The following is a 26,919-nucleotide window of genomic DNA, read 5'->3' on the forward strand; positions in this document are numbered from 1 at the left end:
TTAAGCGAACCCAGTCCTATGTTTGAAAATCTGACCCAGCGTATGTCGCGTGTGGTGAAAACCATGCGCGGACAGGCTCGTCTGACCGAATCCAATACTCAGGATATGTTGAGGGAAGTGCGTCTGGCTTTGCTGGAAGCGGACGTGGCCTTGCCCGTCGTGCGCGAGTTTGTCGCACGGGTCAAAGAAAAGGCGCTTGGTGTTGAAGTTGCCGACAGCTTGAATCCTGGCCAGGCACTGGTGGGTGTTGTTCACCAGGAGCTGACCAATCTGATGGGCGCAGACCTGGGTGACAACGCCAGCGAGCTGTCCCTGGCGGCTCAGCCTCCCGCGATTATTCTGATGGCCGGTCTGCAAGGTGCGGGTAAAACCACCACCACCGGTAAGCTCGCCAAATGGCTGAGCGAAGGCGGCCACGTTCAGCATGGTCGCAAGACAGGCAAGAAGAAAGTTCTGGTGGTCAGTGCCGACGTGTATCGTCCAGCCGCTATCGAGCAGTTGAAAACCGTTGCCGCCCAGGTGGGTGTCGAGTTTCTGCCGTCGGATCCTAGCCAGAAACCAGCCGACATTGCCCGTAATGCCCTGGATCACGCCAAGCGTCATCACTTTGATGTGCTGATTGTCGACACGGCCGGTCGCCTGGGTATTGACGAAGAAATGATGCGCGAAATTCGCGCTCTGTACGATCTGCTGAACCCGATTGAAACCTTGTTCGTGGTCGATGCCATGCAGGGGCAGGACGCGGTCAACGTGGCCAAGGCCTTTGCTGATGCCTTGCCGCTGACGGGTGTGGTGCTGACCAAGCTGGATGGTGATGCACGTGGTGGTGCGGCCTTGTCCGTACGTCATGTCACCGGTAAGCCGCTGAAGTTTGTGGGTGTTTCCGAAAAGCTGGATGGTCTGGAGCCATTCCACCCCGAGCGTATGGCTCAGCGCGTGCTGGGCATGGGCGATATTGTTTCGCTGGTTGAGCAGGCTCAGCGCAATATCGACATCGCCGAAGCGCAGAAGATTACCGACAAGATCAAATCGGGCGACAAGTTTGACCTGAACGACTTCCGTGACCAGCTGCAGCAAGTCAAGAAGCTGGGTGATATGGGCTCCTTGCTGGAAAAACTGCCTGCCCAGTTCTCGCAAGCCGCGTCTCAGTTGCAAGGTGGTCAGGCTGAACAGCAATTGCGTCGTACGGAAGGGATCTTGAACTCCATGACCCCGGCCGAGCGTGCCAAGCCCGAACTGCTCAAAGCCTCGCGCAAGCGTCGTATCGCTGCCGGTTCTGGCGTGCCAGTGCAAGAGGTCAATCGCTTGCTCAATCAGTTCGAGCAAATGCAAGGCATGATGAAGCAGATGAAAAAAGGCGGCATGGCCAAGATGATGCGCGGCCTGGGCGGTATGGGTGCCTTGAAAGGTCTGGCTGGCAAGGGCTTCAAGGGTTTTCGCTAGGAAGCGCTTGGAGCTTGCCGCAAGGGCGTGACTCGCTCTGGCAGGACCACCAAGAAAAAAGCCCGCATACGCGGGCTTTTGTTCGTCCTGGGCTGTTGTTGTTACAGCGCTGGAATACGCAGTACCTGACCGGGATAGATCTTGTCAGGATGGCTGAGCATAGGCTTGTTGGCTTCAAAAATAACCGTGTATTTTGCGCCGTTTGCCTTGCCGTAGTTGGTTTCAGCAATTTTCCACAGGGTGTCGCCTTTTTGTACGGTGTACATGGTGGCTTGTGCGGAAGGCTGAGCAACGCTGAGCTGGTTGTCGACTTGAGAGACACCCAGGGTGTTACCCAGAGCCAGCACAATTTTTTCGGCTTGTTCGGTGGAGGCTGCTTGGCCGCTAACCGTGACTTTGTCGCCATCAACCGTCAGATTCAGACCATCGGCGGAAAGTTGGTGTTTGGCCAGTTCTTTCTGGAGTTCGTCAGCTGTTGCTGCTTTGGCTTCGTTGGCACCAAAGAGTTTTTCGCCGACATCTTTAAGAAAACTGAATACGCCCATCGCTTTGCTCCTGAAGTTAGGGTTCTACGGCTGCCTGCTTGATGGCAGGCGAGACGGCCCATTATGACCTCATTTTTATCCCCGAAGCCGTAGCTGAATGTCAGCAATTGTGCATTTTAAAGGGCGAGTATCAGCCGCCACCGACGGCAACCACGATTTCAATGGTGTCGCCTTCTTTGATCGGGGTGCTGCCGTGCTGGCTTTTGGGCACGATATCGCCGTTCAGTTCCACGGCAATACGCTTGTTCTCGTAGCCCAGCTCGATAATCAGCGTGCCAACCGTGTCGGAGTTTGCCAGAGTCTTGCTCTGGCCGTTCAGGGTAATGTTCATTCTTGTCTCTGGATATGGTCCGGCCAGGGCCGGACGAGTGATTCAGATGGCAAACTTCTGGGTGGCGGCCAGCAGCCGGGCCAAAATGCCGGGTTCGTCGTAGGCGTGGCCTGCGTCCGCAACCATATGAAATTCTGCTTGGGGCCAGGCGCGATGCAGTTGCCAGGCTGTATGCGCCGGAGTGCACACATCATAGCGTCCCTGTACGATGACACCAGGAATGCCATGTAAGCGGTGGGCGTTTTTCAGCAACTGATCCGGCTCCAGAAAACCCCGGTTCATGAAATAGTGGTTTTCAATACGCGCAAAGGCCAAAGCAGCTTTATCACTGGACTTGGCATCCAGGTGATTCTGGCTGGGCAAGAGCGTGATGGTATTGCTTTCCCATTGCGACCAGGCGTGTGCGGCCCGTAACTGCACAGCGGGGTCATCGCCTGTCAGACGCTTGTGATAGGCAGTAATCAGGTCCCCGTGCTCTTCCTTGGGAATGGGGGCCAGATACTGTTCCCAGATATCGGGAAACAGGCGCGAGGCACCTTCCTGATAAAACCAGTGCAGCTCTTCAGGACGGGCCATGAAGATACCGCGCACAATCAGTTCGCTGACGTGCTCGGGGTGAGTCTGGGCGTAGGCCAGCGCTAGAGTCGAGCCCCAGGAGCCGCCAAACACCAGCATCTTGTCGGCCTTGAGCTTTTCCTTGCGCAGCCGCTCCATGTCCTGAACCAGATGCCAAGTGGTGTTGTTCTCCAGGCTGGCATGAGGGTAGGAACGCCCGCAACCGCGCTGATCAAACAGCAGCACATTATATTTTTGCGGGTCGAACAGGCGACGGTGATCGGTAGAACATCCTGATCCCGGCCCACCGTGCAAGAAAATGGCCGGTTTACCTGCCGGGTTGCCGCAGCATTCCCAGTAGATATGGTGCCCATCATCGGTGTGCAACGTGCCTTGGGCGTAAGGCTCTATAGGCGGGAACAGGGTAGCGCTCATTGTTCTTTCTTGGGCCAGTTCAGTTCAGGGGTAGGGGTGTCATTGCGGGTGAAGATCAGATCCCACACGCCATGACCCAGACGCAGCCCACGGTTCTCGAACTTGGTCAGTGGACGGAAGTCGGGGCGGGGTGCGTAGCCTTCGTGCGTGTTGCTGAGCATGGGCTCGGCGGACAGCACTTCCAGCATTTGTTCGGCGTAGTTTTCCCAGTCGGTGGCGCAATGGATGTAACCACCGGGTTTCAGACGGCTGGTCAGCAACTGAATAAAGGGCGATTGCACCAGACGACGCTTGTGATGGCGCTTCTTGGGCCAGGGGTCGGGGAAGTAGATATGAATACCGGCCAGCGAGCCGGGAGCGATCATGTCGCGCACCACTTCCACGGCATCATGCTGGATGATGCGGATGTTGCTGATCTGGTTGTCATCAATGCGCTTGAGCAAGGCACCGACACCGGCATTAAAGACTTCCACGCCCAGGAAATTGTCGTCCGGGCGGGCCTGGGCAATTTTCTGGGTGGTTTCACCCATGCCAAACCCGATTTCCAGAATCAGGGGATTGTCATTGCCAAACACCGTTTCCGGTTTCAGGATGTTGTCGCGGTAGCTGATCGACCACAGGGGCAAGAGGCGCGCCAGGGCTTGTTCCTGGCTGGGCGTAATGTGCGCGCGCCGATGAACAAAGCTACGGATATGGGTCTCGCCGGATTTGCTGTTCGCGACATTGGGCGACAGCAGGGATTGTTTTTCGTTGCTGGAGGTCATGGTTGTGGCGCGGGCATCAGGAATGGCTCGCGTATCAGCTAAAAGCGGGAAAACTCTATTGTAGTGAGTCTTGCCGCCGAATTCATGTGGTGGCACGCGAAAAAGATAGGGCCGGGGCGACGCATGAAGAAAAGATCGCGCTATAATTTTCTCTTCCCCATTCGCGGGATCGTCTGCTTTTGAGGCAGACCTCTCCATCAGGGCGGGTGTAGTTTAATGGTAAAACTGATGCTTCCCAAGCATCCGTCGTGGGTTCGATTCCCATCACCCGCTCCAATTCTGATATCTCCCCCAATACTTTTATCGGCTGTTCACCGCACTGTCGCGTGATGAGCATATTGGCCATTTGCTTGTACAGGTGTCTTGTAGCGCTGTGCCGCTTCTTGGCGTGTGATCAAGCACCTGTACCCACTTGGGTATGGAGAGTTTCACTGAAAGCATATACTGCGTCCTTATTGTTCATATTTGAGTTCTTATGATTTATATTTGTTCATATATGAATGGATAAAAATATGACTGATTCAGAGAATAAAAGTGCTCCTCGTAGTGTCATCTCCCGTCCTGTAGACCGTGCCTTGCTGCGGCTGGGGCGGGATATCTCTGCGGCTCGCCGTGCGCGACGATTAAGCCAAGAGGATTTGGCCCAGCGTATTGGTACGTCGTTGAGCACAGTCCGGCGCATGGAGGATGGTAATGCCGGTACTGCCTTGCATACCTTTTTAAGCGCTTTGCATGTGTTGGGACGCTTGAATGATGTGACTAAAGTAATGACCATGGAAAATGATGCCTTGGGGATGGACTTGCTGCGTGAGCAGTTGCCCCAGCGCGTCAGGCGGCCACGACGTATCAAAGCGGATCAAACCTCGGGGGCCAAGTCGCAAGATGATTCGGCCTCTGTGAATCCTGACAAGTTGGAAGGTTTCTGATGACGACACGATCTGCCAAGCGCTCAGACCTGGAGGTGCACCTGGGTTCCAGGTTCCAGTGCGCATGTTGTGGGGCACCATACTTCAGGTTAACGGTGAAGGAAGCAGAAGCAATCTGGGCGGAGATTGTTCAGGCTGTTAGTCGTTGCCGTAGCGTCGCCAAAGGGCTAGGCATGCAAAGTACGGATCTGGTGGATTTTGAGCCGGCATTTGCTTAACTTCATTCCCATGGCACTATACCCAGCATGCAAGAAGATCTTTTCGGCGATGCCATTCCTCAGCCACCCGCCTCAAAGCCCGCTGCTCCTTCCCGACGCAAAATCACCAAAGTCAGCCTTGCTGCTTCCGCGCTGGAGCTAAGCGATCTGGCCGCCCAGCTTCCTGAAGCCTTGCGTTTCGGTGTCTCCACCTGGTCTTACCCTGGTTGGGAAGGCTTGATCTGGGATGGCGAGTACGAGTCGAGTATCTTGTCCAAGCACGGCCTGGAGGCCTATCACCAGCATCCCTTGATGCGCACCGTCTGTGTGGATCGCACCTTCTGGCGTCCTTTGACGGTCACGCAGTATTCCGCCTATGCCGCTCAGGTTGATGAAGATTTTCGCTTCGTTGTGAAATGTCCTTCCATGATTACGGATGCCCAAGTTCGTGATGAGCAGGGCAAGGTACGCAAATCTAATCCGGACTTTCTGGATATTCGTCTGGCTGTAGAGCAGTTCGTGCAGCCTGCAGTCGAGGGCTTGCGTGCCAAGTTGGGCGTCTTGGTCTTCCAGTTAAGCCCTCTGTCCTGGGGCTGGTTGAATCGTTCGGCAGAGTTGTTCGACAAGTTGGGGCAGATGCTGGCAGCGGCGAGTGAGGCTTTGCCGCAAGGCTCACAGGTGGTGCTTGCGGTAGAGGTAAGAGATCCAGAGCTGTTGACTCAACATCTTGTCGATACGCTCAAGGCCAATGGCGCGACATTTTGTCTGGGGCTGCATGGCAAGATGCCGCCGATTGAAGAGCAACTGCCCGTCTTGCGCGCCTTGTGGCCGGGACCCTTGGTGTGTCGCTGGAACTTGAACCGGGAGTTTGGTGCTTACGGCTATGCCGATGCTCAAAAAAAGCATACCCCCTTCGATGCCATTGTCAGCGAGGACGTGCATACTCGCACGGTGCTGGCCCGCACGATTCGCGGGATCACGGGGGCGGGGCAGGCGGCGTATGTGACAATCAGCAATGATGCGGAAGGCTGTGCGCCGCTCTCCATTCAGCGGCTGGCGCAACTTGTTGTGGCACAAGAAAAATAACCACAGGTCTTGAGAAGCGATCCTCACAAGTGGGGCGGTTCACAAGACCTGTGGTGCTGCCTGATGAGCTGGAGGCTCAATGCATGCGGGTTCTGGTCCGGTTCGTGATTATTGTCTGGATTTGTGAATCAGCTCATCCGTCGTCATGACATGCGCGGTGGATACTGCCAGCACCCCCAAGGTGACGCGGTGTACTTCTTCAGCCGGAATCGCCCCAAAGCCCATATCCGGGTAGTTGTAGGTGCCTGTGGCATCAGAGATAAAGGCCACTTTGTAGCCATGGAACATGGCATCGCGAGCCGTAGCGTGGCAGCAGTTTTCGGTGGTCACGCCGGTGATGACAACGGTGTCGATCTTCCGAGCACGCAAGATGATGTCCAGGTCGGTGCCAAAGAACGCGCTGTACCTGTGCTTCTTGATGACGACTTCATCCCCCTGTGGGGCTACTTCGGGGTAGATATCAACGCCCGCTGTCTCATCTACCAGCCCCACCTGGTTTTGAATCGGAGGGTAAATCTCTCCGAACAGGCCCATATCGCAGCCGTTGCGGCGGTGGGCGTGGGCGGTGAAGATCACTTCCATGCCAGTTTGGCGAGCGTGGCCCAGCAGTTTTTGCAGGCGGGGCATCAACTCCATGCCCATGGGTGTTTCCAGTGGGGCGCCGGGTGCGATGAAGTCGTTCTGCATGTCGATCACAATGACCGCCGTGCTGCTGGGGTTGATTTGATCAATTTGAATAGCCATTTCATTCTCCTTTGGTTTGCTCACGGCCGGGCGACTGTGTATTTGGTATTGCCGCTGCCGGTGTCATAGACGCTTGTAGAGTAGGAGGGTGGCGCAGTTCTGGCTTGGCTGCCACTGCCAGTTTTACGTTTTTTTTGACTGTGCCTGCCATCCTGGACAGTACACGGGCAGGGAGCTGAGGCTTGGTATTGTCAGGGCTTGTCTGTCTTTGGGTAATGGACGTAATCTTGTTGAAAAACGATTAATCCATCGGTGCAGATAGCCCCGATTATGGAGACTGAACCTATGACAGCGATCATAGCGGTCAAGCCCGGAGACAGCTTTGAGCACTGGCACGAGGTCACTTGCAGGCAGTTTTCACAGACCGAGTGCAGCCAGATTGCCCGGCCCCAGTTTCAGGCGCGGGTCACCCTCACTAGTTTTGGTGGTTTGGGCCTGAGCAGCATCTGGTCTGCCACCCCTCAGGGGGAGGCGATACGGGTGAGCAGACGGCAGGCCGATATCCGTAAAGATCAGCGCGACTGTTTCATGCTGTGGCTCATGCTGGATGGTCATATTCAACTGAGCCAGGACGGACGCTACGTCAGCCTGGGAACAGGGGATCTGGTACTTCAGGATCAATCTCGGCCTTTTGATCTGGAGCTGGGCTCTTTGGCTCACGCGGCCATGGTCATGATTCCCCGCCCCTTATTGGCATCGCGCTTGCCCTCGGTGGGCAATCTGGCAGCGCGTCGTATTGCAGCCAACTCGCGTCTGGGGCCGATGGCTGGCGCCTTGGTCAAGCAACTGCTTGGTATGGGGGAGGCGGCAGCGGACGGTATGGATCAGCGTGTGACGGCTTCTGTGCTGGATATCTTCTCCGCGGTATTCGAGTCTGACGCTCCTGCGCTTTCTCGGGGCACTCGTCAGGAGCGGCGGCTGGAGCAGGTTCAGGCTTATATGCGTGCACATTTGCATGAGGATACGCTGGATGTGGACCAGATTGCCCGTGCTTCGTCTATGGCGACTCGCACTTTGTACCGACTCTTTGCTTTTGAGGCGACAACCCCCATGCAATGGCTGTGGGAGCAGCGTTTGATCCAGAGCTATCGTTTGCTGGAGGGCGGGAAACCTAAACGGGTGACCGAAGTGGCCATGGCCTGTGGCTTCAAGGACCTCTCTCATTTCAGCCGTCTATTTCAGGCGCGGTTTGGGCAATCTCCGTCGACGCTAGGCTACACGGGCAGGTCTTGAACTTTGCCTGTTCAAGTGGCTTTATATCCAGGCTGCGTGTTGGGGGGTAGCAACGCGCGCAGGTGGCAACTGCAAATCTCGTTTTTATGGTCAGAACGTGTAGGCCCAAATAGACCAGCCAGCCAATCGGAATGCTTGCTGGTTGACTGGCTCTATATTCAAAAATGTAAAGTAAACATTACTTATTGACAAGTAGTTTTGACTTCTATAAAGTCAGGTTTACTTTACATTCAGGTGCTTAACCATGCTTGCCAACAGTAATTCCCCCTCTGCGCCGTCACCAGGTCGCAGCTATCTGATTCGCACTTTGCTCTTTATGGGCGTGTATATCCTGGTCAATGCCTTGACCATTCTGGGGCTGTTCGACAGCCTGCTCGGTCGGCCTGTTGGTTGGCTGATTGCCATAGCTGTCGCCTTGCCTGTGGCCGGACAAGTCTGGGCCACCTTGCGCTTGATAGCGCAAAGCGATGAGTTCGTGCGGGTGATCGTGGCCAAGTGTTTTGTGCTGGCCTCAGGCGCAACCTTGACCTTGTGGACAGCCTGGGGCTTTGGGGAAACCTACGCCGCTGCGCCCCATATTCCTGCCTGGCTGATTTACCCCTTCTTTTGGGCTGTGTTCGCTCTGGTTTCACCCTTTGTCCGGACTAGCGATTAAATGAAAAACCGATTGCGTGTATTGCGGGCCGAGGCGAATTGGACGCAGGCAGATTTGGCAGAGCGCTTGGGTGTGTCCCGGCAGGCGGTGAATGCGCTGGAAACGGGCAAACATGCGCCATCTCTGGATCTGGCCTTCAAGATCAGTGCCGTGTTCGGGCAGACCGTAGAAGAGATTTTCGAGAACCCGTATCAGGAATCTCGAGCTTGAACGCGGTTACGTTCTGGCTGGCATTCCCACTTGTGGATGCCTTTTGGACATCCATGCGCAGGTGTTGAGAAAAGCCAGTGCTCAAGCCTGAAGCAGTGATATTGCAGGCTCAGACACTGGCTTGCCTTCTTACTTGGTGGTGTAACCACCGTTGATCAGAATGGTCTGGCCGGTAATCCACCAGCCGTCACTGACTAGATGACGGATAAAGGGCACGACATCTTCAATGTCCGTCAGCCCGGTCTTGGAGTAGGGAGACAGGGCAGCCGCGGTCTTGTGATAGGCCACGGCATCCTCCCCCTCGGCTGGATAGAAGAAGGGCGTATCCATAGGACCAGGGCCCACCGCCGTGACGGAAATACCGCGTGCGCCATATTCTTTGGCGGCGGCGCGGGTGTAGTGTTCTACCGGCGCTTTGGTGCCGGCATACGCGGCGTAAAAGGGGGTGAAGGCACCCAGCAGGGATGTGACCAGGGTGCAGACTTTACCATTGTCCTGTACGTGTTTGCCGGCTTCTTTCAGGAAGAAAAAAGCAGTTTTGGAGTTGATGTCGCTCATCTCCTCGTACTCGGCTTCACTCACTTCGGTCAGTGGCTTTTTCAGTACTTTGCCCACCGTGTTGATGGCGATATCAGGGCGGCCAATTGCGGCGACGGTATCGCTAAACAGTTTTTCCATGGCACTAGCCGAACGCAAGTCGGCCTGGAAGACGACGGCTTGTGCACCAGTTGCCTGGATGGCTTTGATGGTGGCTTCGGCATCCGCTTGGGAGCTGTCGCTGTTGTAGTGAATGGCAATGGCGCTCGCTCCTTGCTCTGCCAGGTCGCGGGCGATCAGGCCGCCCAGATTCTTTGCCCCGCCTGCAATCAGAACGGTTTTACCTTTGATGCTGTGCTTTGCCATGATGACTCCTTGCTAGTGTGGGCTGCGGGCTGCAAGCCTTTTCGTTTTTTCATGATATAAGTCGCTGAAATTGTTTAAATCATCTAGTTCTGACATCATTTGTCTGAAAAAGCGAACAATACGCACCGCCGCTTGAGTCAACCGGGTCTAGCAGTTCTGCCCGTGTTTTGCTGCTGCTTATCGGGAGAAAGCTATGGACCGCATTGACCTGTTTCGCATCTTTACGAGGGTCGTGGAGTGTGCCAATTTCACCCGCGCGGCGGATACCTTGGGTATGCCGCGCTCTTCGGTGTCGGCCGCCATTCAGGAGCTGGAAGGGCGAGTGGGCGCTCGCCTGTTGAATCGCACCACGCGCAAAGTCACAGTCACGCAAGATGGTGCGGCGTTTTACGAGCGCTGTCTGCGCGTGATTGCTGATGTGCAGGAAACCGAAAACCTGTTTCGCCAAGCCAGTGTGGGGCCTAGTGGCACGATCAAGGTGGATGTGCCGGGGCGGGTAGGCCGCCTGATTGTGGCACCTGCGCTGCCGGAGTTTCTGGAGCGCTATCCGCATGTCCATGTGCATCTGGGCGTGACGGACCGCGAGGTGAATCTGATCGAGGAGCAGGTGGATTGTGTGCTGCGAGTGGGACCCCTAAGTGATTCGGGCCTGATCGCCAGAAAAATGGGCAGCTTGCCCTTGATCAATGTAGCCAGCCCCGCTTATCTTGCCCGTTATGGCATGCCCCAGACGCCAACGGATCTGGAAAACCATCAAGTGGTGCGTTATGCCTCGCCCACCAGCGAGCGTGTGGCTCCTTGGGAGTGGATGGAGCAGGACAAGCGTCAGGTGCTGGATCTGCCAGGTCGTGTGACGGTGAATAATGCCGAGGCCTATATCGCCTGCTGTCTGTCCGGCTTGGGGCTAATTCAGATCCCTGCTTACGATGTGCAGGCGCATTTGCAATCAGGTGAATTGGTGGAGGTGCTGCCGGATCACCGTGCCGCTCCCATGCCCATGTCCTTGCTGTATTTGCATCGCCAACACTTGTCGCGCCGTTTTCAGGTGTTTGCGGATTGGCTGGAAAATTTGTTGCGTCATTCCGCCTTGGAATGAGGCTGGTCTCGAACGTTTTTGTCTGGGGCTGCTCCAAGCTGCAGCGGACAACTCAAAACGGGGTAGCGATGGAAATCAGAAGAATTCGTGCGACGGACTGGGACTGGATACAGCAATGGTTCCAGGACGAGGACTTGAACCGCGAGTTGGGGCCACTGGATCAGGAGTGGCTGGAGCACGTGTTGAACCAAAGCGATGGCGTCCAGCTGGTTGCCGAGCAGAACGGTCAGCCCATTGGTTTGATTGGGTGTGCCTGGGGAGACGGGCGAAATCTGCCACATGCAATTACCGATATTGCCGTTGCGCCGCCATTACGCGGCAATGGTCAGGCCGGAGCCATGCTGGAAGCGGTATTGGCTTGGCCAGGCCATCCCCCATGTCGTAAATGGGTGGCTTTTGTGTTCCCGGAAAACCAGCGTGCCTGCCGCTTTTTTACGCGCTTGGGGTGGGAACACGTGGACTTTGCCGATGGTATGAACGAGTTCGAGTATAAGTGTGTTCGTTCGGAACCGGATCGATCCTGAGCAGCTCGGTTTCTGTCAGTAAATCATGGACCTTGAGTGACAGGCGCTTGGGCCACGAAGGCCCGTTATGCTTGTCTGTCCCGTTGGATAGGTGCAAACAAAGCTGGTTTGGCTCTGTTTGCCTTGTTCTTCTCAGGGATAAAACAGCAGCAGCCCGAACACGGCGAAAACCATCAGATGCATATAGCCTTGAATGGGTGAGGTTCGCTTGCCGCTAAAGCTCAAGATACTGAGCAGTGCCGTGATCAGAAACAACACGATTTCCATATTGCTGATGCCCATGATCACTTGCTTGCCGGTGATCAGACCAATCATCAGCACCACTGGCACAGTCAGCCCCACGGTAGAGACGAAGGCACCCAGACACAGATTGATGGCGCGCTGCATTTCATTGTTCATGGCCGCCTTGATCGCAGTGATGGACTCCGGGGTGAATACGATAATTGCGATCAGTACACCGCCGACGGCAACGGGGGCGCCCGAGGCGGCGATACCGTAGTCCGTCACAATGGCCAGATGGTGTGCCAACAGGACGATAGGCAGGATCAGGGCGATCAGCACCAGACTGCGTATCAGCATCGCGCGAGTCGCCTGGGGATCACGCGATGTGGGTGTCGTATCTTCAGTGCTTTGAATCGCCTGATTGGGCTGCACATAGTCATGGCGGTGACTGCCCATTTGCAGATACAGAAAGATGGCATAGACCAGGCCCGTCAGAACCGAAATGCCAATGGCCTGGGTGGTGCTGAACTCGCCCGCATTGCTGGTGTAGTTGGGCAGAATCAGGCCCACACTGGTCAGCAAGACGATCATGGACAAGTAGGTATTGGTGCCTTGGCGATTGAACTCCTGATCGCCATTGCGCGCTGCGCCGGCAATCAGACACAGGCCGGTGATCAGGTTCAGGATGATCATCATCACGGCGTAGATCGAGTCCCGACCTATGGTGGGAAAGTCGCCCGGCCCCAGCAGTACCGAGGCAATCAGGATAACTTCGATCAGCACAATGGACAGGGTCAGGATCAGGGTACCGTAGGGCTCGCCCAGTTGGTGGGCCAGGTGGTCGGCTTCACGGACCACACCAAACGAGGCCGTCAGGATAGTCACGAACAGCACCAGAAAGACGATGGCCGCCGTGGTGCCGTTCAGGGAGTCTCCCAGCCATTGCCCGCCGAAAATCATGAACAGGACAACAATGGACCAGGAACCGAGCAGACGCAGCCAGGTGATGGGAGTAATGAGTTGAGTTGAGGGTGATGCAGGGTGGGCCATCGTGGATGCTCCGCCAAAGAGGTAGGGCCGTCCCTGTACTGAAAAGGCAGATCCAGGTCGTCCCGGATCTGTTTTGAATTGAACTATTCAAGTAGCCACGATTTTATCACCTTGCCCCCTGGCGGCAAGTGCAGACCCTCTGAAACCGGATTTGTGTGGCGTGCAGCCATCTTTTTCTGTATCTGGCCAAGGTGGAGGTGTGAAGGGCGGGTTCCTTTATCACCTTCCTGGCATTGTTTCGTTCAACAGTTTTATTTTTATGTGAGTCTGGCTCGAGTCTCCTGTGGACCTTGTTCTTTTCCTGTTGCCATTTACGGCGGACACCACCCAGATGAGAAAACAGGTGGGCCCATGGAGCGAATACATGGTGTGTTTTCTGTATAGGGTTTGTTCTTCTCCATAGCCTGGCGGAATTTTCCGGGAGACACTCCCGCATACGTTTTGAATGCGGTAGAGAAATTGGCCGGGCTGGAAAATCCTAAATCGGTCGCAATCACATCAATTTTCAAGGCCGTAGTCTTCAGCAAATACTCGGCCCGATACATACGCTGCAATCGGATATAGCTACTTACACTTAAGCCAAAATTACGCTGAAATATATTCATGATTTTTCGACGCGAAATCTTGAACATATCGCACAGTTCTTTTTGACTGGGCGGCGCACCCAGATTGGCATCAATGGTTTTCTGAATGGCATGGATCAGCATGCTGGTTTCGGCTGTCGTGCTGGGCCGCTGGCTTGGCATCTTGCCCGGCACAAGTGCAGGCGCCATCTGCTTGGGGCAGCGCAAGGGCACGTTGATACGTTCTTTTACTTCATCGACCGCATACGGATTGCCAATGTAATCAACCGCACCAGCCTTTAGAAAAGTGACGCATTCATCGCTGCTGCCATCCATGCGTGAATCCAGAACGATGATGGGGATTTGGGCCGTGGCTTTTAATCCTTGCAACATATGGGTCAAGGACAAGGCGTCTATCCCCGTCAATTGCTTATCCATCAGGATAAGTTCGGGTAGCGTTAATTGGGCCTTGGTATATCCTTGCACTCCGTCCGCAGCAACAGAAACCCGAAAAGCACCAGCCAGCAGGGCTTGAAGAAGTTGTTCGTGCTGTCTAGTGTTATTGGAGATCAGCAGAATCCTGATTTTTTGATCTGGCTGATACTTTATAGTGGCGTATTTGTTCAATATAAAGCCCCGCGCCCTTCTTCTGACGAAGACGGCTACCTTTACTGGCATTGCTCAAGTAGCCAATTTCCTCAGAATACAGACTCAATGAATAGATAAAATCTATCGATATGATTCGTACGGCAGACATAACATTCTGTATCAATGGAAAAAGTAAATTTTCAAAATTGCTCATTGCATTTCATTTTTGGCAGGCGGCATGCCGAAAGCCCGAAACTCGGGCCTTAAGGCGGACCCAAAAGTCCAATTTCAGGAATGCTACGCTGGCGTATCGGTGAATTTTCCTGGCAGGAAAAGGCGTGATTCTACGGCTTTTACCTCTGAATAAAGGACTATGTTCAGGCAGGCCAGCCGCGGTTTTGCCCGCACTAGTGTGCATCTGGATGAGGTCGTCCGGGGAAGATTGTGAGGCTCTTTGGGTGACGATTTGTTCAAGCAGCAAGCGCAGCCCGTAGCGAGGCGTTTATTCGCCGCTTTTTTGTTAGATTTTGACCAAGTACGGATGCTCGCCGTTGATGACTGTTAGGGCTATTAGAGCGATTTCGGTATAGACCGTTTGAATCATTTTGATGGCTTGGGGGCAGGGTTTGAGCCTGCGAACCAAGCTGTAAACAAGTAGAGCGGGGCAAGGTAGATAAACCTTGCCCCGCCCTTGTTTTAAAAACAGTCAGGCTTGGTGTCGGGCTTGTGCTTCAAGCTGGCGCAGGATGCAGGGCGATGGCTTCGTCCAGCATGTCCAGCCTGTCCTGACCCCAGAACAGTTCGCCCTGATACACATAGGAGGGCGAACCGAAGACACCGGCTTTAATGGCCTCTTCGGTGTGGGCTTGATACTGCGCCTGCATCAGCGGTGCCTGTTTCAGCCAGTAGTCTGCATCCAGCTGCTGTGCTTGCAGGATTCGAGCCAGTTGCGTGGGGTCAGCAATGTTCTGCTCCTCGCACCATTGTGCCCGCAAAATGGCTTTGTACAGATCCAGCACCGGCATACCAGCCTGATTGATAGCAATCACCAGGGTGGAGGCCAGCGTGGCGTCTGGGCACATGAAGCGCGGTGTGGGATTTACCTGTATGCCCAATTTGCGACACCAGCGTTTAAGCTCTGCAATGCGATAAGCCTGACGTTCTGGTGAGCGCTGTCCCAGCAGGACACCGCCTGTACGTGCATAGACTTGCGGCAAGTCCACGGGTTTGTAGTGGATAGGGATGCCATGCTTGCGAGCAATCGCTTCCAGTCTGTCGGCTCCCAGGTAGGCCCAGTCCGAATTCATCCAGAAGTAGTAGTGAATACCGGCTGCGTTCATGTGCGTACCTTTCGGCTGGATAGGGCGGGAAGAGAGAAGTGCGTCGGCCCATGCATGAACCAGGTACTGGCAAAAGCAATCAGACCCAGCGCGCTCAGGTACCAGACGATGTAGTCGGGTTGACCGTCGCCATAGGCCAGCAGGGAGGTCGCCACCAAGGGAGCCAGGCCGCCACCGATGGCACCGGATACCTGCACGGCAATGGAGATGCCGCTGTACCGCACTTCAGGTGGAAATTGCGTGGAAAACAGGCCACCTTGCGGGCCATACAGCGCGGCATACACCAGCCCAATCGCAATCACCAAAGCCAGGGTGATGGTCCTGGAATCCAGGCTGCCCAGCATGGAAAAGAAGGTGGAGGAGAATGCCAGCATGCAGATCGTGCCTGCCATAAAGACCCATTTGAAGCCGATTCGGTCGCCCAATACGCCAAACAGGGGCATGGTGAACAAGGCCGCGAAGGCACCCCAGACGGTGGCATCCAGCATGACGCTGCGCTCTACTCCCAAGGTGGTGGTGGCGTAAGCCAGGGCAAAGGTCACCACGGTGTAGAACCAGGTCACTTCTGCCAGACGGCCTCCCACGACCAGCAGGACTTCGCGTGGGTAATGACGCAGAACTTCCAGAGCAGGAATCGGAACCTGTTTGCCCTTTTTGCTCATTTGCTCGAAGTCGGGGGATTCGGCCACTTTGGCACGTATCCACCAACCCACCAGCAGCAGGGCGACGCTGGCCAGAAAGGGCAGGCGCCAACCCCAGGACAGCATGTCTTCCTCTGGCAAGCTGGCGACGGCGCCCATAGCCAGGGAAGACAGGATCAGGCCGGGGGCAACCCCTGTTTGCGGCAAGCTGCCAAAAAAGCCCTTTTTGCCTTCCGGGGCATGTTCAACCGCCATCAACACGGCCCCGCCCCATTCTCCGCCTACTGCGATACCTTGCAGAAAGCGCATCAGCACCAGCAGCACAGCGGCCCAGTAGCCAATGCTTTCATAAGAGGGAATCAGGCCGATCAGGATGGTGGGGATCCCCATTAGAAAGAGCGTGATCAGTAGCATGGATTTGCGGCCCAACTTGTCGCCAAAATGGCCGAAAACAAATCCTCCTAAAGGACGAGCGAAAAAGCCCACAGAGTAGGTGGCAAAGGCCGCCAGTGTGCCCGTAATCGGGTCAAAGGCGGGGAAAAAGATCTTGTTGAAAATCAGTGCGGCAGCGGTGCCGTACAAGAAAAAGTCATACCACTCTATGGTGGTTCCCATCATGCTGGCCAAGCCAGCGGTAACGTATTGGCGCGACGAACGCGCCTGTCCATTGTTAGGCATCGTCATGGCGACCTCCTGGTGGAAGCGGGGTATTGGTTGCGGGCGTCAGCGAGTTTTAGTTAAGGGCGCAATGCCTTGGGTCTGACGGGACCAGTAGTCAAAGGTAGCGTTAACAATGGAGGGCTTGAGCAGATAGTCGTGCGCTTCGGCCGCCAAGGTATCGTCCACAGGGGTAAGTGGGCCAAAGGCCGCTTGTGCACGCACTTGCAGACGTGCGGCGCGTTCCAGATACACCGACAGGTACGTGGCTTCCTGGCAGCTTTTACCTGCGGTCAGATAACCGTGGTGGGCCAGAATAATGGCACGCTTGTCACCCAGGGCTTTGGAGATGATGATACCTTCCTGATCGGCAATGGGCACGCCAGGCCATTCGCCCAAAAATGCACAGTCATTATGCAGAGGCGTCATGTCCATTTGCGAAATTACCAAGGGCTGGCGGGCGGTGGCCAATACCGTGGCCCAGGGCGAGTGTGTATGGATGATGGAATTGACGTCGGGGCGAGCTTCGTAGACCCACAGGTGAAAGCGTGTGGCCGGGTTGGCCATGCCTTCGCCGCTAAGGGTATTCAAGTCGCGGTCAACTTCAATGAAGTCTTCGGGGGTGGCTTCGTCAAAACCCAGACCAAAGCGCAAGGTCCAATACGCACCGGGGCGCTCGGAACGGACGCTGATCTGGCCGGCCAAACCAGCTTCCTGCTCGGTCATGGCCAGGATGCGGCAGGCAAATGCCATGGTTTCGCGGGTGTCGCGTTGCACTTGCTGTAGATGAGTGGCCATCTCTTTGGTGGCGCGTTCATCAAAATAGGATTTGTCTCTGAGTGGGGTATCCATGTGCTTGTCTCCTTTGGTAGGCCTCGTCGATCCTTGTGCCGACGATGGGATTCATTGTCTTGATTTACATCAAGAGGAGCTATGCGCGCTGGCTCATAGCTCCTATTCCATTTGCTTGGGGCCTTATCAAGGAGACGAGCCCGGCAGTGGTGCCGGGCCGGGAGACAAGCGCTGGGGCTGCTTAACCCTGGCGCCAGCGGGAGCGCTCGCGGCGTCGCGAGCGGGACCAGGGATGTTGCACCTTATGCGGCTGTGGCCGGGGGTCGGGTGGATGTCGCGTGTCATTGCTTTCCACGGGATTGGAGTCCGGTTTAGGCGAGTCCAGAAAGACATTGATGGAACAATCGCAATCGAGGTACATGGACAGTCCTTTGTCAACGTGAAGAAAGGGGAGGCGGTACGCAGGCTCCGTTCCGGACCTGGGAGGCTCCCGAAAAAAACGTGTCGTAGCTTTCTTGCAGGGCATGCAGGACCATTTCGGGGTAATGGTCATGCTCGGTGGGCAGACGCAATTGCAGCTGTGCCAGATGCTCGTTGTCCTGCTGCCCGCCCCACTGCTTGTGATAGTGGCCGTGCTGATAGCCGCGCAGTTGGCGCAAGCGGTTCAGGGCATTCTTGCCCGCGTAGGAGTGGTAGAGCGTGTCCAGTGTCAGACCACAAAGAGCAGCCAGTTGGGCAAAGCCGCTGAAATCGAACTGGCGTGTCTCCAGAACGCGCAAGGTAAAGCGTTCCAGAGCCGTCATGATGGCCGTAGAGTCGCTGGCGGTGGCTGATGCGTGCTGGAGCTGATCCAGTGCGGTGGCGGCTTCTTGCTCGCGCAGCGCATCGTTGGCACGCAGTACATCGCACAGACCAAAATGCAGGATGTCGATCAGCTCCAGTTGGAGTTGCGGCAGATTGCGCTCGCTATGCTGCCACCACTTCCAGTCCAGGTAATCGGCCAGCTCCGCACATTCCACCCAGATCGCCCGGTAGTAGTCCTGCTTGGCCACTCGCCAGTTCGGATCAATCAACTGATTCAGCTCGGTTTGCAGGGCCAGCATTTGCTTTAAGCGGCGGGCGCCGGGACCGGCTGGAGCGACAGTTATTTGCTGCCCCAAACGATGTTTCTGACGACCTTGATCGTCAAAGTTTTCAGGTGCCAGCCAGGCCTGGAAATTCGCTTTCAGGGCTGGCCAGTCCTGGTCGGTAATGGAGAACCAGGCTGTATCGCGCGAGCGGCCCTTGTACACAATCGCCTGACGGAAGATACCTTCATAACGAAAGCCCAATCGTCGTGCAGCGGCTTGGGAGGGGGCATTGTGTGTGTCGCACTTCCATTCGTAGCGACGGTAGCCCAGTCCATCAATTGCATAAGCCATCAACAGGTAGTGGGCTTCGGTGGCCATACGGGTTTGTTTCAGAGCGGGCGACCAGGCTACAAAGCCCACTTCAATGCAGCCGTTTTGTGGGTCGATCCGCATCAGGGACAAGGTGCCCAATGCGCGACCCGTGGTTTGTTCGACGACGGCGTAATGCACGGCATTGCTGGCCTGGCTGATGGTTTGCAGGTGCTGGTCGAACTGTGCGCGGTTGTTAAAGGGGCCTACAGACAAATAGGTCCAGTCGCGGCCATCGCTGGCGTTGCTGTAGGCCTCGTACAGGCTGTCGCCATGTTGTTCCGGGTTCACGGCTTCCAGACGGCAGTATTTGCCGTGCAGAACGCAGCGTGCTGGCTGCGGGCGGGCCTGCCAATGAGGGAGCGAGGGGCCAATAGGCTGGTGATACGCGTTCAGCTGAACCATGACTTGTCTTCAATAGAAAACGCTCCAGAAATGCCAATCTGTGGCACAGCTGGAGGCGGGAAAGGGAGTGTGGGGCCGGGAGACAAGAGGCGTCTTGCTAGGCCACTAATTGATTCTATTGAGCAAGTGGCCGGTTGCAGCAATCCGCTTTGCTGCTTGTTTCCAGACCGCATTGCTAAAACAGCGTTGAAACGCCCAAGAGCCAGTGATGGCGGGCCTTGTCTTAGAGCTTGAACAGCGGACAAAACTATCCTGCGGCCAAGGCACAGATGAGGGGCAGGCCGCCTGGCAGACCAAAGTGGCAGGTACAAAAAAAGCCGAGCTGCCTTGTGGGCAGTCTCGGCTTGGGACCAGGCTTTAAGCCAGGGGCTTAGAGCTGATTCAGGTTCAGACGCAGAACGCTGTCCTTGGCACCTTTCAGGTAGTGCGGGCTCTTGTCGCCATGAGGGATTTTGATAGTGACAAAAGCGGTCTGGCCGTCAGCGCTCAGCGTGACGCTGTTGGGGTGCACAGGGGCGCTGATACGGTGTTTAACAGCCAGGGTGTTGGCATCCAGAATGGTGACCGAACCGGTACCGGCTGGTGTTTCACGATCCACGCCACGGTTGGTGGCGATCAGCTCTTTGCGAGCGTCGTTGTACACGATATCCAGCAGCCCCAGACCCACTTCAGCCGTGTTTTCCACTTTGCCGGAGCTGGTGTCGAATTGGTAGATCTTGCCGGTATTGGCGTCAGCACCAAACAGCTTCTTGCCATCCGCGCTCAGGGCGATGTTCACGAAGAAGTGGCGGGAATCCTCACGTTTATCGCTTTTTGCATCGCCAGTGGTGAAGCGCTGTTCGATAGCGCCGGTGCCCGGGTTGATGACGGCAATTTCATCCTTGCCGCCGTGGCCCACGAACAGACGCTTGGTGTTGGCATCGTAGGCAGCGCCAGCAGGCCACAAGCCCACGTTATCGATATTGTGCAGGATACGACCGTCGGCGCCATCCACAATCCATACGCGGCCTCCTTCGGAGGGATTGGTCACGAAGATGCGGTTGTCTTGCTCGTCAATAACGACTTTACGGGTGTGTTCCCAGCCGCCCTTGTCTTCTTTTTGACCCAGTTGGATCAGTTGCTTGACGGTGCCATTCAGGCTGTTGATTGCCAGCAGCGAGCCGTCCAGGGTGTTGCCCACGTACAGAGTGTGAGTTTTCTGGTTCAGGCCCAGTGCAAAGGCACGGCGCGGCAATTGGATCAGTTGCGATTCACGCAGCGTGTCCTGGTCCAGAACGTGCAGGAAGCCAGCAGCACGGTCTTCAAACAAAGGAGTAGCAGCAACAAACAACTGCTTGCTGTCCTTGGCAGCCAGAATTTCGTAGGCACCATCAATGGTGTCCTGACGGAAAGTGACCTGTGCCTGAGGCGCAGTCGCATTAAAGGACGATGTTTGGCCCGCTTGTTGCGATTGCGGTGCAGTCTGGCATGCACTGAGCAGCAAAGCGCCCATTACGGAGGCAACAATCATTTTTAAAGAGGCTGGGCGGGACGCAATCATGTATTTCCTTTGGGATTCAATAAATGAGAATCGTTACTATAACTGCTCTGTTTTATAAACTTTTCTGACTTGTCTGTCTATGTAAATACGCAAAACCCTGCTTGATGGCAGGGTTTTGAATGGTCTTTGTTTTAGTCCTGCTTGGAGCCTTGCCCAAACCGGGCTTGCCAGGCTTCATACACTTTGCGTTTTTCAGGCAAGGGCAGGTGTTCCATTTTTACGCCCTGTTTGCCAAAGTTCTGCTGCATTTTTTTGTAGAAGGATTCGGTGGACCAGCCAAAGGGCTCGCCTTCCTCATCGTCGGCGCAATACACCACGCGCTCCACGCCCGAGGCGATCATGGCGGCCATGCACATGGGGCAGGGGATGCCGCTGGCATACATGGTGCTGCCTGCATGGCTGCTGCTTTTCACGTTCTGGCTGGCAGTACGCAGCGCCTGGATCTCAGCGTGCGCGGTGGGGTCATGGGCAATGTAGGTCTCATTTACCCCTTCGGCCAGAACTTGACCATCGCGCACCAGCACTGCGCCAAAGGGCTGGCCGCCGCGGGCGACATTCTCTTCGGCGATCTGGATGGAGCGCAGCAGATAGTGTTTATCGTTCATGTTTTTCTCCTGTAGAGAAGCAAGGTTGGAATGAGCCTTGAAACCAGAGTCCCTATTTGCGCCTTGTGGGACACCTGCGGGCACAGGCGGCATCAGGGGGACGCGTTCCGGTTTGGCGTGTTTGTAATGCAAAACAGCCGCTGACGGGCAGCGGCTGTTCTGTTTCAGACCCTATTAGCGAGTGCCGCCAAGTGTCAGATTGGCATGACGGTTTACGTCTTTGTACAGCAAGTAGCGGAAACGGCCTGGTCCGCCTGCGTAGCAAGCCTGCGGGCAGAAAGCGCGCAGCCACATGAAGTCACCGGCTTCCACTTCAACCCAGTCCTGGTTCAGACGGTACACCGCCTTACCTTCCAGAACGTACAGACCGTGTTCCATCACGTGCGTTTCAGCGAAAGGGATCACGCCACCGGGTTCAAAGTTCACGATGTTCACGTGCATGTCGTGACGCAGGTCGGACATGTCGGTGAAACGGGTGGTGCTCCAACGGCCTTCGGTGCCAGGCATGACGCCAGGTTTCACGTCTTTTTCGTTGGTCACAAAGGCTTCAGGGGCATCCAGGCCTTCCACACGCTGGTAGCGCTTGCGAATCCAGTGGAAGTTGGCCAGCTCGCCCGTGCGGTTGTGCAAGGTCCAGTTGGTGGAAGGAGGAATAAAGGCATAGCCGCCTTCTTCCATGATGTGCTTGGTGCCTTCCAGAACCAGTTCCAGCTGGCCCTTGACGACAAAAATCACGCCTTCGGCTTCGGGGTCGGACTCAGGATTGTTGCTGCCACCCTGTGGGCCTACTTCCATGATGTATTGGGAGAAGGTCTCGGCAAAGCCGGACAGAGGACGTGCCAATACCCACAGACGGGTATTTTCCCAACCGGGCAGGAAGCTGGTCACGATGTCTTGCAGCACGCCTTTGGGCAGCACGGCATAGGCCTCGGTGAACATGGCGCGGTCCGTCAGCAACTGAGTCTGAGGAGGATGGCCACCTGGAGGGGCGTAGTAATTGACTTTGGACATGTTGATTCCCATTGAAATTCAGTAAGGAAAAATCTGTCGAACGGCACGGCGCAATCCCGGCGGCTGGCAAAAGGCACAGGCGGGATGTCGTTGTAATGCGCGGGACCAATACACCTTAACGACTGCTGGTGATATTTACAAATTAAATGTATAAATCTCTAGTATTTGTTTTTTGAATAAACGGGCGGCGGGGTGGATTACCCTGGCGGATTTCAGAAAGGGTTTGAGCATATGGATCATCAACTATCAAGCAGTCCCAGCCTGAACCGGCCCTTGTACGACCTGGACCTGCTGCGGGCCTTGTTGACGGTAGTCGATTGCGGCAGCTTCACGGCGGCCGCAACGCGTTTGCATTCCACACAGTCCACGATCAGCCAGAAAGTGCGGCGCCTGGAGGAACTGGCCGGGCTGCGTCTGCTGGACCGGGCCAGCCGGGGCGTCAGCACGACTGAAGCGGGGCAGACCCTGTTGGGTTACGCCCGCCAGATGCTGGCTTTGAATCATCAGCTGTCTGAAGCCCTATCCGGTTCTCTGGTGACTATTTCCGTGCGTCTGGGCGTGCCTGAGGACTTTACCAATGGACAGACCATGCGGGCCTTGGCGGGCTTCAACCGTCGCTTCCCGCAGGTGCGTCTGGAAGTCAGTAGCGGCCTGAGCAGCGACCTGCTGGCTGCTTACGATCAGGGTGAGCTGGATCTGGTGCTGGTCAAGCAGCGTCACAATGCCCGTGAAGCGGTGGCTTGTCTACCCGAGCAGACGGCCTGGGTGGATAGTGCGACTGATCCGGTCTTTCATCTGGACCCCATCCCCTTGGTGACCTTCCCGCGTCGGGGTGTGTATCGAGAGGAAATCATCAGTGCTGTCGAGTCCTTGGGACGTCGTTGGCGTATCAGCTTTACCAGTTCCAGCTTGAGCGGTATTCAGGGGGCGGTGGCAGACGGGATGGGGATCAGCTTGCTGCCGCGGCGTGCGGTGCGCGATGACCATGTTGAATTGGGCCAAGCACAAGGTCTGCCCCGTATCGATGCTTTTGAACTGGCGATTTTGCATCGGCCTCATGCCAATGAGATGGTGACGGCCTTGTCCCGTGTACTGGTAGAGATGCTGGCACCCGAGAGCGCCCGCCGTCCTGGATAGCCTGCTGTTGGGCTGGCGAGGCTCGTAGAGCTTAGACAGGGTTTAGCGCTTGGGTGTGACCGGATCAAAGTGCGTCATGACATCCAGCACGGGCTCTTCGGCCATTACACGGTCCCGTGCGGCCACGGCAATGGCATGACCTTGTGCAATAGTCAGGGTGCCGTCCATTTCCAGATCCACTTCTACCCAGATCATGTCACCCAGCTTGCGGGTTCTTAGCTGGTGTATGCCTTCCACACCGGGGGTCTCGCGCAAGAGCTTGGCAATGCGCTCTTCCGTTTCCTGATCGACCGCTTTATCGGTCAGGTCGTGAAATGCGCCAATAGAAAACTTCCAGCCCATGCGCAGAATCATCAAACCCACAATACTGGCGGCCAAGGGGTCGCCCAAGGGCAGACCTGCCAGGTTGGCCATCACCCCGACGCTGACGACCAGCGAGGAGGCTGCGTCGGAGCGCGCGTGCCAGGCATTGGCAACCAGCATGGTCGAGCGCAAGCGCTTCGCGACACGCAACATGTAGCGAAACAGGAGTTCTTTACTACAGAGCGCGATGAAGGCAATGGCCAGGGCAATCGGGTGTACTGCTTCGATGCTGCTGGGGTCGCGCAAGGAAGACACGGCATTCCATAGCATGCCCAGTCCGACGGCCAGCAAGAGGCCGCCAATGGCCAGGGTGGCCGCCGTTTCGTAGCGCAAATGTCCGTAAGGGTGATCTGCGTCCGGACCTCGACGGCTATGGCGGTTGGCGATCAGCACTACAAAGTCCGACAGCAGGTCGGACAGGGAGTGGATGGCGTCAGCAATCAGGGCCTGCGAATGAGCAAACAGACCCACCACAATTTGCAGCACGCTCAAACTGATATTGACGATGACACTGACCCAGGTGGAGCGCTGTGCACCAAGGTGCCGATCCAGTTCAGTAGGGGGGATGTTTTCCATGCCAAGAGGTCCTTGCATTCAAAGCAGCAGACTGTGCATCAATACAGCAGTTTCAAGATAAAGAGTGTATCGGCTTTCCGGGGTTACGGGGCGCTGAAAGGGGCTTGGCAGGCTGTTTTGAGCCTATTCTTTGGTAGATGTAGACAAAAAAGCCTCGCTTTTTCGGCGAGGCTCTTTTGCGTATCAGGAATGCGTCTTAATTGATGCGCATACCGGGCTGGGCACCGGGGAATGGTTCCAGAATATAGATGCCTTGATCCACCGCATCATCCGCATGGCTGGCCGCCAGCACCATGCCCTCGGATACGCCGAAACGCATCTTGCGAGGAGCCAGGTTAGCGACCAGTACCGTCAGCTTGCCGATCAGATCTTCGGGCTGGTAAGCCGACTTGATGCCGGAGAACACTTGGCGCAAGCGGCCTTCGCCAGCGTCCAGGCTCAGACGCAGCAGCTTGTCCGAACCTTCTACGGCTTCGCAACTGACGATTTTGGCAATGCGCAGGTCCACCTTGATGAAGTCCTTGATGTCGATGGTTTCGGCAATGGCTTCACCACCGGGCAACACGACGGGAGCGGGTGGCGGAGCCAGCAGCTCGTCCACCATGGCGCTGTCTACTCGCTGCATCAGATGCTTGAAGGGAGCGATGTGATCAGGCAAGGCAGCCACGTCGTCCCAGACAAAGTCGCGGTCCAGACCAAACAGTTCGTGGGCCACGCGATGGGTCAGGGTGGGCAAGATGGCGGTCAGCATGACGGATAAGCCCTTGAAGCCAGCCAGGGTGCGCGAGCAAATATCTTGCAGCGCATCTTTCTGAGCTTGCTCGGCGGTCGCAATGCCTTTGGCCATGACCCAAGGTTGGGCGGTATCAAAAGCCTGGTTGATGATGTCGGCCTGAGCCATGATCTGGCGCACGGCACGACCATACTCGCGGCTTTCCAAGTCGGTGCGGACTTTCTCGGCGACTTCCTTGAGCTGGTTTTGCAGTTCGGAAGTGTCGCCCTGGTATGCCAGCTTGCCATCAAAATGCTTGCTGATGAAGTTGGCGGCACGGCTGGCGATGTTGACGTACTTGCCAATCAGGTCGCTGTTGACGCGGGCAATGAAGTCGTCAGGATTGAAATCCATGTCTTCGACGTGCGAGTTCAGCTTGGCGGCCATGTAATAGCGCATCCACTCTGCATCCATGCCCAGCTCCAGGTAGCGCAGAGGCGAAATGCCGGTGCCACGGCTCTTGGACATTTTCTCGCCGCTAACCGTGATGAAACCGTGCACGTTCAAGGCGTCAGGCACTTTACGGCCGGAGAACTTCAGCATGGCAGGCCAGAACAGGGCGTGGAAGTACACGATGTCCTTGCCGATGAAGTGGACCTGCTCGGTGCTGCCTTCCGGATCCAGCAAGGCATCAAAGTCCAGACCGGCCTTGGCGCAGTAGGCTTTCAAGGAGGCCAGATAGCCAACAGGGGCGTCCAGCCAGACGTAGAAATATTTGCCGGGAGCGTCCGGAATCGGGATGCCGTAGTAGGGTTCGTCGCGGGAAATATCCCAGTCGTTCAGAGAGGCCTCTGCGCCTTCGCCTGTACCCAGCCATTCGCGGGTCTTGCCCAGCACTTCCGATTGCAGACGTGGCTTGCCCTGGGCGTTCTTGCCCGTGGTCCACTCTTGCAGGAAGGCTACGCAGCGCGGGTCGGACAGACGGAAGAAAAAGTGCTCCGAGGTCTTTAACACCGGACGTGCATTGGTCAGGGTGGAGTAGGGCTCGATCAGTTCGGTAGGAGCGTAAACCGCGCTACAGACTTCGCAGCTGTCGCCGTACTGGTCCTTGGCGTGACACTTGGGGCACTCGCCCTTGATGTAACGATCGGGCAGGAACATGCCTTTGACCGGATCGTAGAACTGTTCGATGGTGCGGGTGTCAATAAAGCCGGCGCTTTTCAGCGTGCGGTAGATATCCTGGGCCAGTTCGACGTTGTCTGGCGAGTCCGTACGGTGCCAATGGTCGAATTTGACGTTAAAGCCGTTCAGGTAGGTGGGGCGCTCGGCCGCGATCTTGTCTACCAACTGAGCGGGGGTAATGCCAGCGCTTTCTGCCTTGAGCATGATGGGCGCGCCATGGGCGTCGTCCGCACACACAAAATGCACAGTATGTCCCGACATTCGCATGGACCGAACCCAGATGTCGGCCTGGATATATTCCATGATGTGGCCGATGTGAAACGAGCCGTTGGCATACGGCAGGGCGGTCGTAACAAATATCGTTCGTGACATGACTTAACAAAATAAAAGAGAAAGGGAACAAGGATTCTACGGTCTATTGCACACTTGTGCTGCGCCAGACCGAGGAA

At 56.0% G+C, this 26,919-nt stretch carries 27 protein-coding genes and 1 tRNA gene; 10 read left to right on the plus strand and 18 right to left on the minus strand.

Annotated features, from left to right (window positions below; all coding sequences use genetic code 11):
* The first annotated feature begins 18 nt into the window (after positions 1 to 18).
* Positions 19 to 1,443 (plus strand): signal recognition particle protein, encoded by a 1,425-nt coding sequence (gene ffh / locus WFM49_RS10790; RefSeq protein ID WP_009463242.1) that lies wholly within the window; start codon positions 19 to 21, stop codon positions 1,441 to 1,443.
* 101 nt (positions 1,444 to 1,544) lie between these two features.
* Here ffh and lysM read toward each other — a convergent pair whose 3' ends face one another.
* From lysM to trmB, 4 genes are all read right to left on the minus strand, one after another.
* Positions 1,545 to 1,988, minus strand: a complete 444-nt coding sequence (gene lysM, locus WFM49_RS10795) for a peptidoglycan-binding protein LysM (RefSeq protein ID WP_009463244.1) — start codon at positions 1,986 to 1,988, stop codon at positions 1,545 to 1,547.
* Positions 1,989 to 2,118: 130 nt separating this feature from the next.
* A complete protein-coding gene (gene thiS, locus WFM49_RS10800) occupies positions 2,119 to 2,319 on the minus strand; it encodes a sulfur carrier protein ThiS (protein WP_026484989.1) in 201 nt (66 codons plus the stop codon).
* A gap of 42 nt (positions 2,320 to 2,361) precedes the next feature.
* The gene (gene pip, locus WFM49_RS10805) at positions 2,362 to 3,309 is read right to left on the minus strand and encodes a prolyl aminopeptidase (RefSeq protein WP_009463248.1); all 948 of its coding nucleotides are present in this window, start codon (positions 3,307 to 3,309) and stop codon (positions 2,362 to 2,364) included.
* Positions 3,306 to 4,073, minus strand: a complete 768-nt coding sequence (trmB, locus tag WFM49_RS10810; RefSeq protein ID WP_336973189.1) for a tRNA (guanosine(46)-N7)-methyltransferase TrmB — start codon at positions 4,071 to 4,073, stop codon at positions 3,306 to 3,308. Before trmB ends, pip begins: the two co-directional genes overlap by 4 nt.
* Positions 4,074 to 4,275: 202 nt before the next feature.
* Here trmB and WFM49_RS10815 point away from each other — a divergent pair.
* The 3 genes from WFM49_RS10815 to WFM49_RS10825 all read left to right on the plus strand — a co-directional run bounded on the left by WFM49_RS10815 (position 4,276) and on the right by WFM49_RS10825 (position 6,282).
* A tRNA-Gly gene (locus tag WFM49_RS10815) sits at positions 4,276 to 4,349 on the plus strand.
* A gap of 236 nt (positions 4,350 to 4,585) precedes the next feature.
* On the plus strand, positions 4,586 to 4,999 hold the full coding sequence (locus WFM49_RS10820) for a helix-turn-helix domain-containing protein (protein WP_115634284.1): 414 nt from the start codon (positions 4,586 to 4,588) through the stop codon (positions 4,997 to 4,999).
* 245 nt (positions 5,000 to 5,244) lie between these two features.
* A complete protein-coding gene (locus WFM49_RS10825; RefSeq protein WP_336973191.1) occupies positions 5,245 to 6,282 on the plus strand; it encodes a DUF72 domain-containing protein in 1,038 nt (345 codons plus the stop codon).
* A gap of 108 nt (positions 6,283 to 6,390) precedes the next feature.
* Here the strand turns inward: WFM49_RS10825 and WFM49_RS10830 are convergent, their stop codons facing one another.
* Positions 6,391 to 7,026 carry a cysteine hydrolase family protein gene (locus WFM49_RS10830; protein ID WP_336973192.1) on the minus strand — a complete coding sequence of 212 codons (636 nt, stop codon included), beginning with the start codon at positions 7,024 to 7,026 and terminating at the stop codon, positions 6,391 to 6,393.
* A gap of 285 nt (positions 7,027 to 7,311) precedes the next feature.
* Here WFM49_RS10830 and WFM49_RS10835 point away from each other — a divergent pair, with 285 nt between their 5' ends.
* The 3 genes from WFM49_RS10835 (at position 7,312) to WFM49_RS10845 (ending at position 9,124) form a co-directional block, all read left to right on the plus strand.
* Positions 7,312 to 8,259, plus strand: a complete 948-nt coding sequence (locus WFM49_RS10835; RefSeq protein ID WP_336973194.1) for a helix-turn-helix domain-containing protein — start codon at positions 7,312 to 7,314, stop codon at positions 8,257 to 8,259.
* 244 nt (positions 8,260 to 8,503) lie between these two features.
* The gene (locus WFM49_RS10840; RefSeq protein ID WP_254499775.1) at positions 8,504 to 8,914 is read left to right on the plus strand and encodes a hypothetical protein; all 411 of its coding nucleotides are present in this window, start codon (positions 8,504 to 8,506) and stop codon (positions 8,912 to 8,914) included.
* Positions 8,915 to 9,124 carry a helix-turn-helix transcriptional regulator gene (locus WFM49_RS10845; protein WP_254499774.1) on the plus strand — a complete coding sequence of 70 codons (210 nt, stop codon included), beginning with the start codon at positions 8,915 to 8,917 and terminating at the stop codon, positions 9,122 to 9,124.
* A gap of 129 nt (positions 9,125 to 9,253) precedes the next feature.
* Here WFM49_RS10845 and WFM49_RS10850 read toward each other — a convergent pair whose 3' ends face one another.
* Positions 9,254 to 10,027 carry an SDR family oxidoreductase gene (locus WFM49_RS10850; RefSeq protein ID WP_336973199.1) on the minus strand — a complete coding sequence of 258 codons (774 nt, stop codon included), beginning with the start codon at positions 10,025 to 10,027 and terminating at the stop codon, positions 9,254 to 9,256.
* Positions 10,028 to 10,220: 193 nt separating this feature from the next.
* On the opposite strand from WFM49_RS10850, the gene WFM49_RS10855 reads away from it, so the two are divergent.
* Positions 10,221 to 11,123 carry a LysR family transcriptional regulator gene (locus WFM49_RS10855; protein WP_060186258.1) on the plus strand — a complete coding sequence of 301 codons (903 nt, stop codon included), beginning with the start codon at positions 10,221 to 10,223 and terminating at the stop codon, positions 11,121 to 11,123.
* 68 nt (positions 11,124 to 11,191) lie between these two features.
* Positions 11,192 to 11,647, plus strand: a complete 456-nt coding sequence (locus WFM49_RS10860; RefSeq protein WP_009461144.1) for a GNAT family N-acetyltransferase — start codon at positions 11,192 to 11,194, stop codon at positions 11,645 to 11,647.
* A 132-nt stretch (positions 11,648 to 11,779) separates the two neighbouring features.
* Here WFM49_RS10860 and WFM49_RS10865 read toward each other — a convergent pair whose 3' ends face one another.
* The 10 genes from WFM49_RS10865 to WFM49_RS10910 all read right to left on the minus strand — a co-directional run bounded on the left by WFM49_RS10865 (position 11,780) and on the right by WFM49_RS10910 (position 22,500).
* Complete coding sequence (locus WFM49_RS10865; RefSeq protein ID WP_009461143.1) at positions 11,780 to 12,919, minus strand: calcium:proton antiporter; 1,140 nt, start codon at positions 12,917 to 12,919, stop codon at positions 11,780 to 11,782.
* A gap of 311 nt (positions 12,920 to 13,230) precedes the next feature.
* Complete coding sequence (locus tag WFM49_RS10870; RefSeq protein WP_009461142.1) at positions 13,231 to 14,109, minus strand: response regulator transcription factor; 879 nt, start codon at positions 14,107 to 14,109, stop codon at positions 13,231 to 13,233.
* Positions 14,110 to 14,801: 692 nt separating this feature from the next.
* Positions 14,802 to 15,410 carry a 2-hydroxychromene-2-carboxylate isomerase gene (locus WFM49_RS10875; RefSeq protein ID WP_009461141.1) on the minus strand — a complete coding sequence of 203 codons (609 nt, stop codon included), beginning with the start codon at positions 15,408 to 15,410 and terminating at the stop codon, positions 14,802 to 14,804.
* A complete protein-coding gene (locus WFM49_RS10880) occupies positions 15,407 to 16,735 on the minus strand; it encodes an MFS transporter (protein ID WP_009461140.1) in 1,329 nt (442 codons plus the stop codon). Before WFM49_RS10880 ends, WFM49_RS10875 begins: the two co-directional genes overlap by 4 nt.
* Positions 16,736 to 16,774: 39 nt before the next feature.
* Positions 16,775 to 17,560 (minus strand): aldolase, encoded by a 786-nt coding sequence (locus WFM49_RS10885; protein ID WP_336973204.1) that lies wholly within the window; start codon positions 17,558 to 17,560, stop codon positions 16,775 to 16,777.
* Between the two features lie 181 nt (positions 17,561 to 17,741).
* Positions 17,742 to 17,921 (minus strand): hypothetical protein, encoded by a 180-nt coding sequence (locus WFM49_RS10890; RefSeq protein WP_137430725.1) that lies wholly within the window; start codon positions 17,919 to 17,921, stop codon positions 17,742 to 17,744.
* A gap of 13 nt (positions 17,922 to 17,934) precedes the next feature.
* Complete coding sequence (locus WFM49_RS10895) at positions 17,935 to 19,344, minus strand: GNAT family N-acetyltransferase (protein WP_021446979.1); 1,410 nt, start codon at positions 19,342 to 19,344, stop codon at positions 17,935 to 17,937.
* Between the two features lie 370 nt (positions 19,345 to 19,714).
* On the minus strand, positions 19,715 to 20,884 hold the full coding sequence (locus tag WFM49_RS10900; RefSeq protein ID WP_336973207.1) for a YncE family protein: 1,170 nt from the start codon (positions 20,882 to 20,884) through the stop codon (positions 19,715 to 19,717).
* 131 nt (positions 20,885 to 21,015) lie between these two features.
* A complete protein-coding gene (locus tag WFM49_RS10905; RefSeq protein WP_336973209.1) occupies positions 21,016 to 21,489 on the minus strand; it encodes a nucleoside deaminase in 474 nt (157 codons plus the stop codon).
* Positions 21,490 to 21,663: 174 nt separating this feature from the next.
* Entirely contained in the window at positions 21,664 to 22,500 is an 837-nt protein-coding gene (locus WFM49_RS10910) for a bifunctional allantoicase/(S)-ureidoglycine aminohydrolase (RefSeq protein ID WP_009461134.1), read from the minus strand.
* Between the two features lie 231 nt (positions 22,501 to 22,731).
* Here WFM49_RS10910 and WFM49_RS10915 point away from each other — a divergent pair, with 231 nt between their 5' ends.
* Positions 22,732 to 23,637 carry a LysR substrate-binding domain-containing protein gene (locus WFM49_RS10915; protein WP_021446976.1) on the plus strand — a complete coding sequence of 302 codons (906 nt, stop codon included), beginning with the start codon at positions 22,732 to 22,734 and terminating at the stop codon, positions 23,635 to 23,637.
* Between the two features lie 42 nt (positions 23,638 to 23,679).
* On the opposite strand, the gene WFM49_RS10920 is transcribed toward WFM49_RS10915, so the two are convergent.
* Positions 23,680 to 24,576: a cation diffusion facilitator family transporter gene (locus tag WFM49_RS10920; protein WP_009461133.1), complete on the minus strand. Its 897-nt coding sequence runs from the start codon at positions 24,574 to 24,576 to the stop codon at positions 23,680 to 23,682.
* 196 nt (positions 24,577 to 24,772) lie between these two features.
* Positions 24,773 to 26,842, minus strand: a complete 2,070-nt coding sequence (gene metG, locus WFM49_RS10925) for a methionine--tRNA ligase (RefSeq protein ID WP_250756693.1) — start codon at positions 26,840 to 26,842, stop codon at positions 24,773 to 24,775.
* Between the last annotated feature and the right edge of the window lie 77 nt (positions 26,843 to 26,919).

The sequence above is a fragment of the Alcaligenes sp. PF14 genome (genome assembly GCF_037150615.1).
Lineage (GTDB): Bacteria > Pseudomonadota > Gammaproteobacteria > Burkholderiales > Burkholderiaceae_B > Alcaligenes > Alcaligenes phenolicus.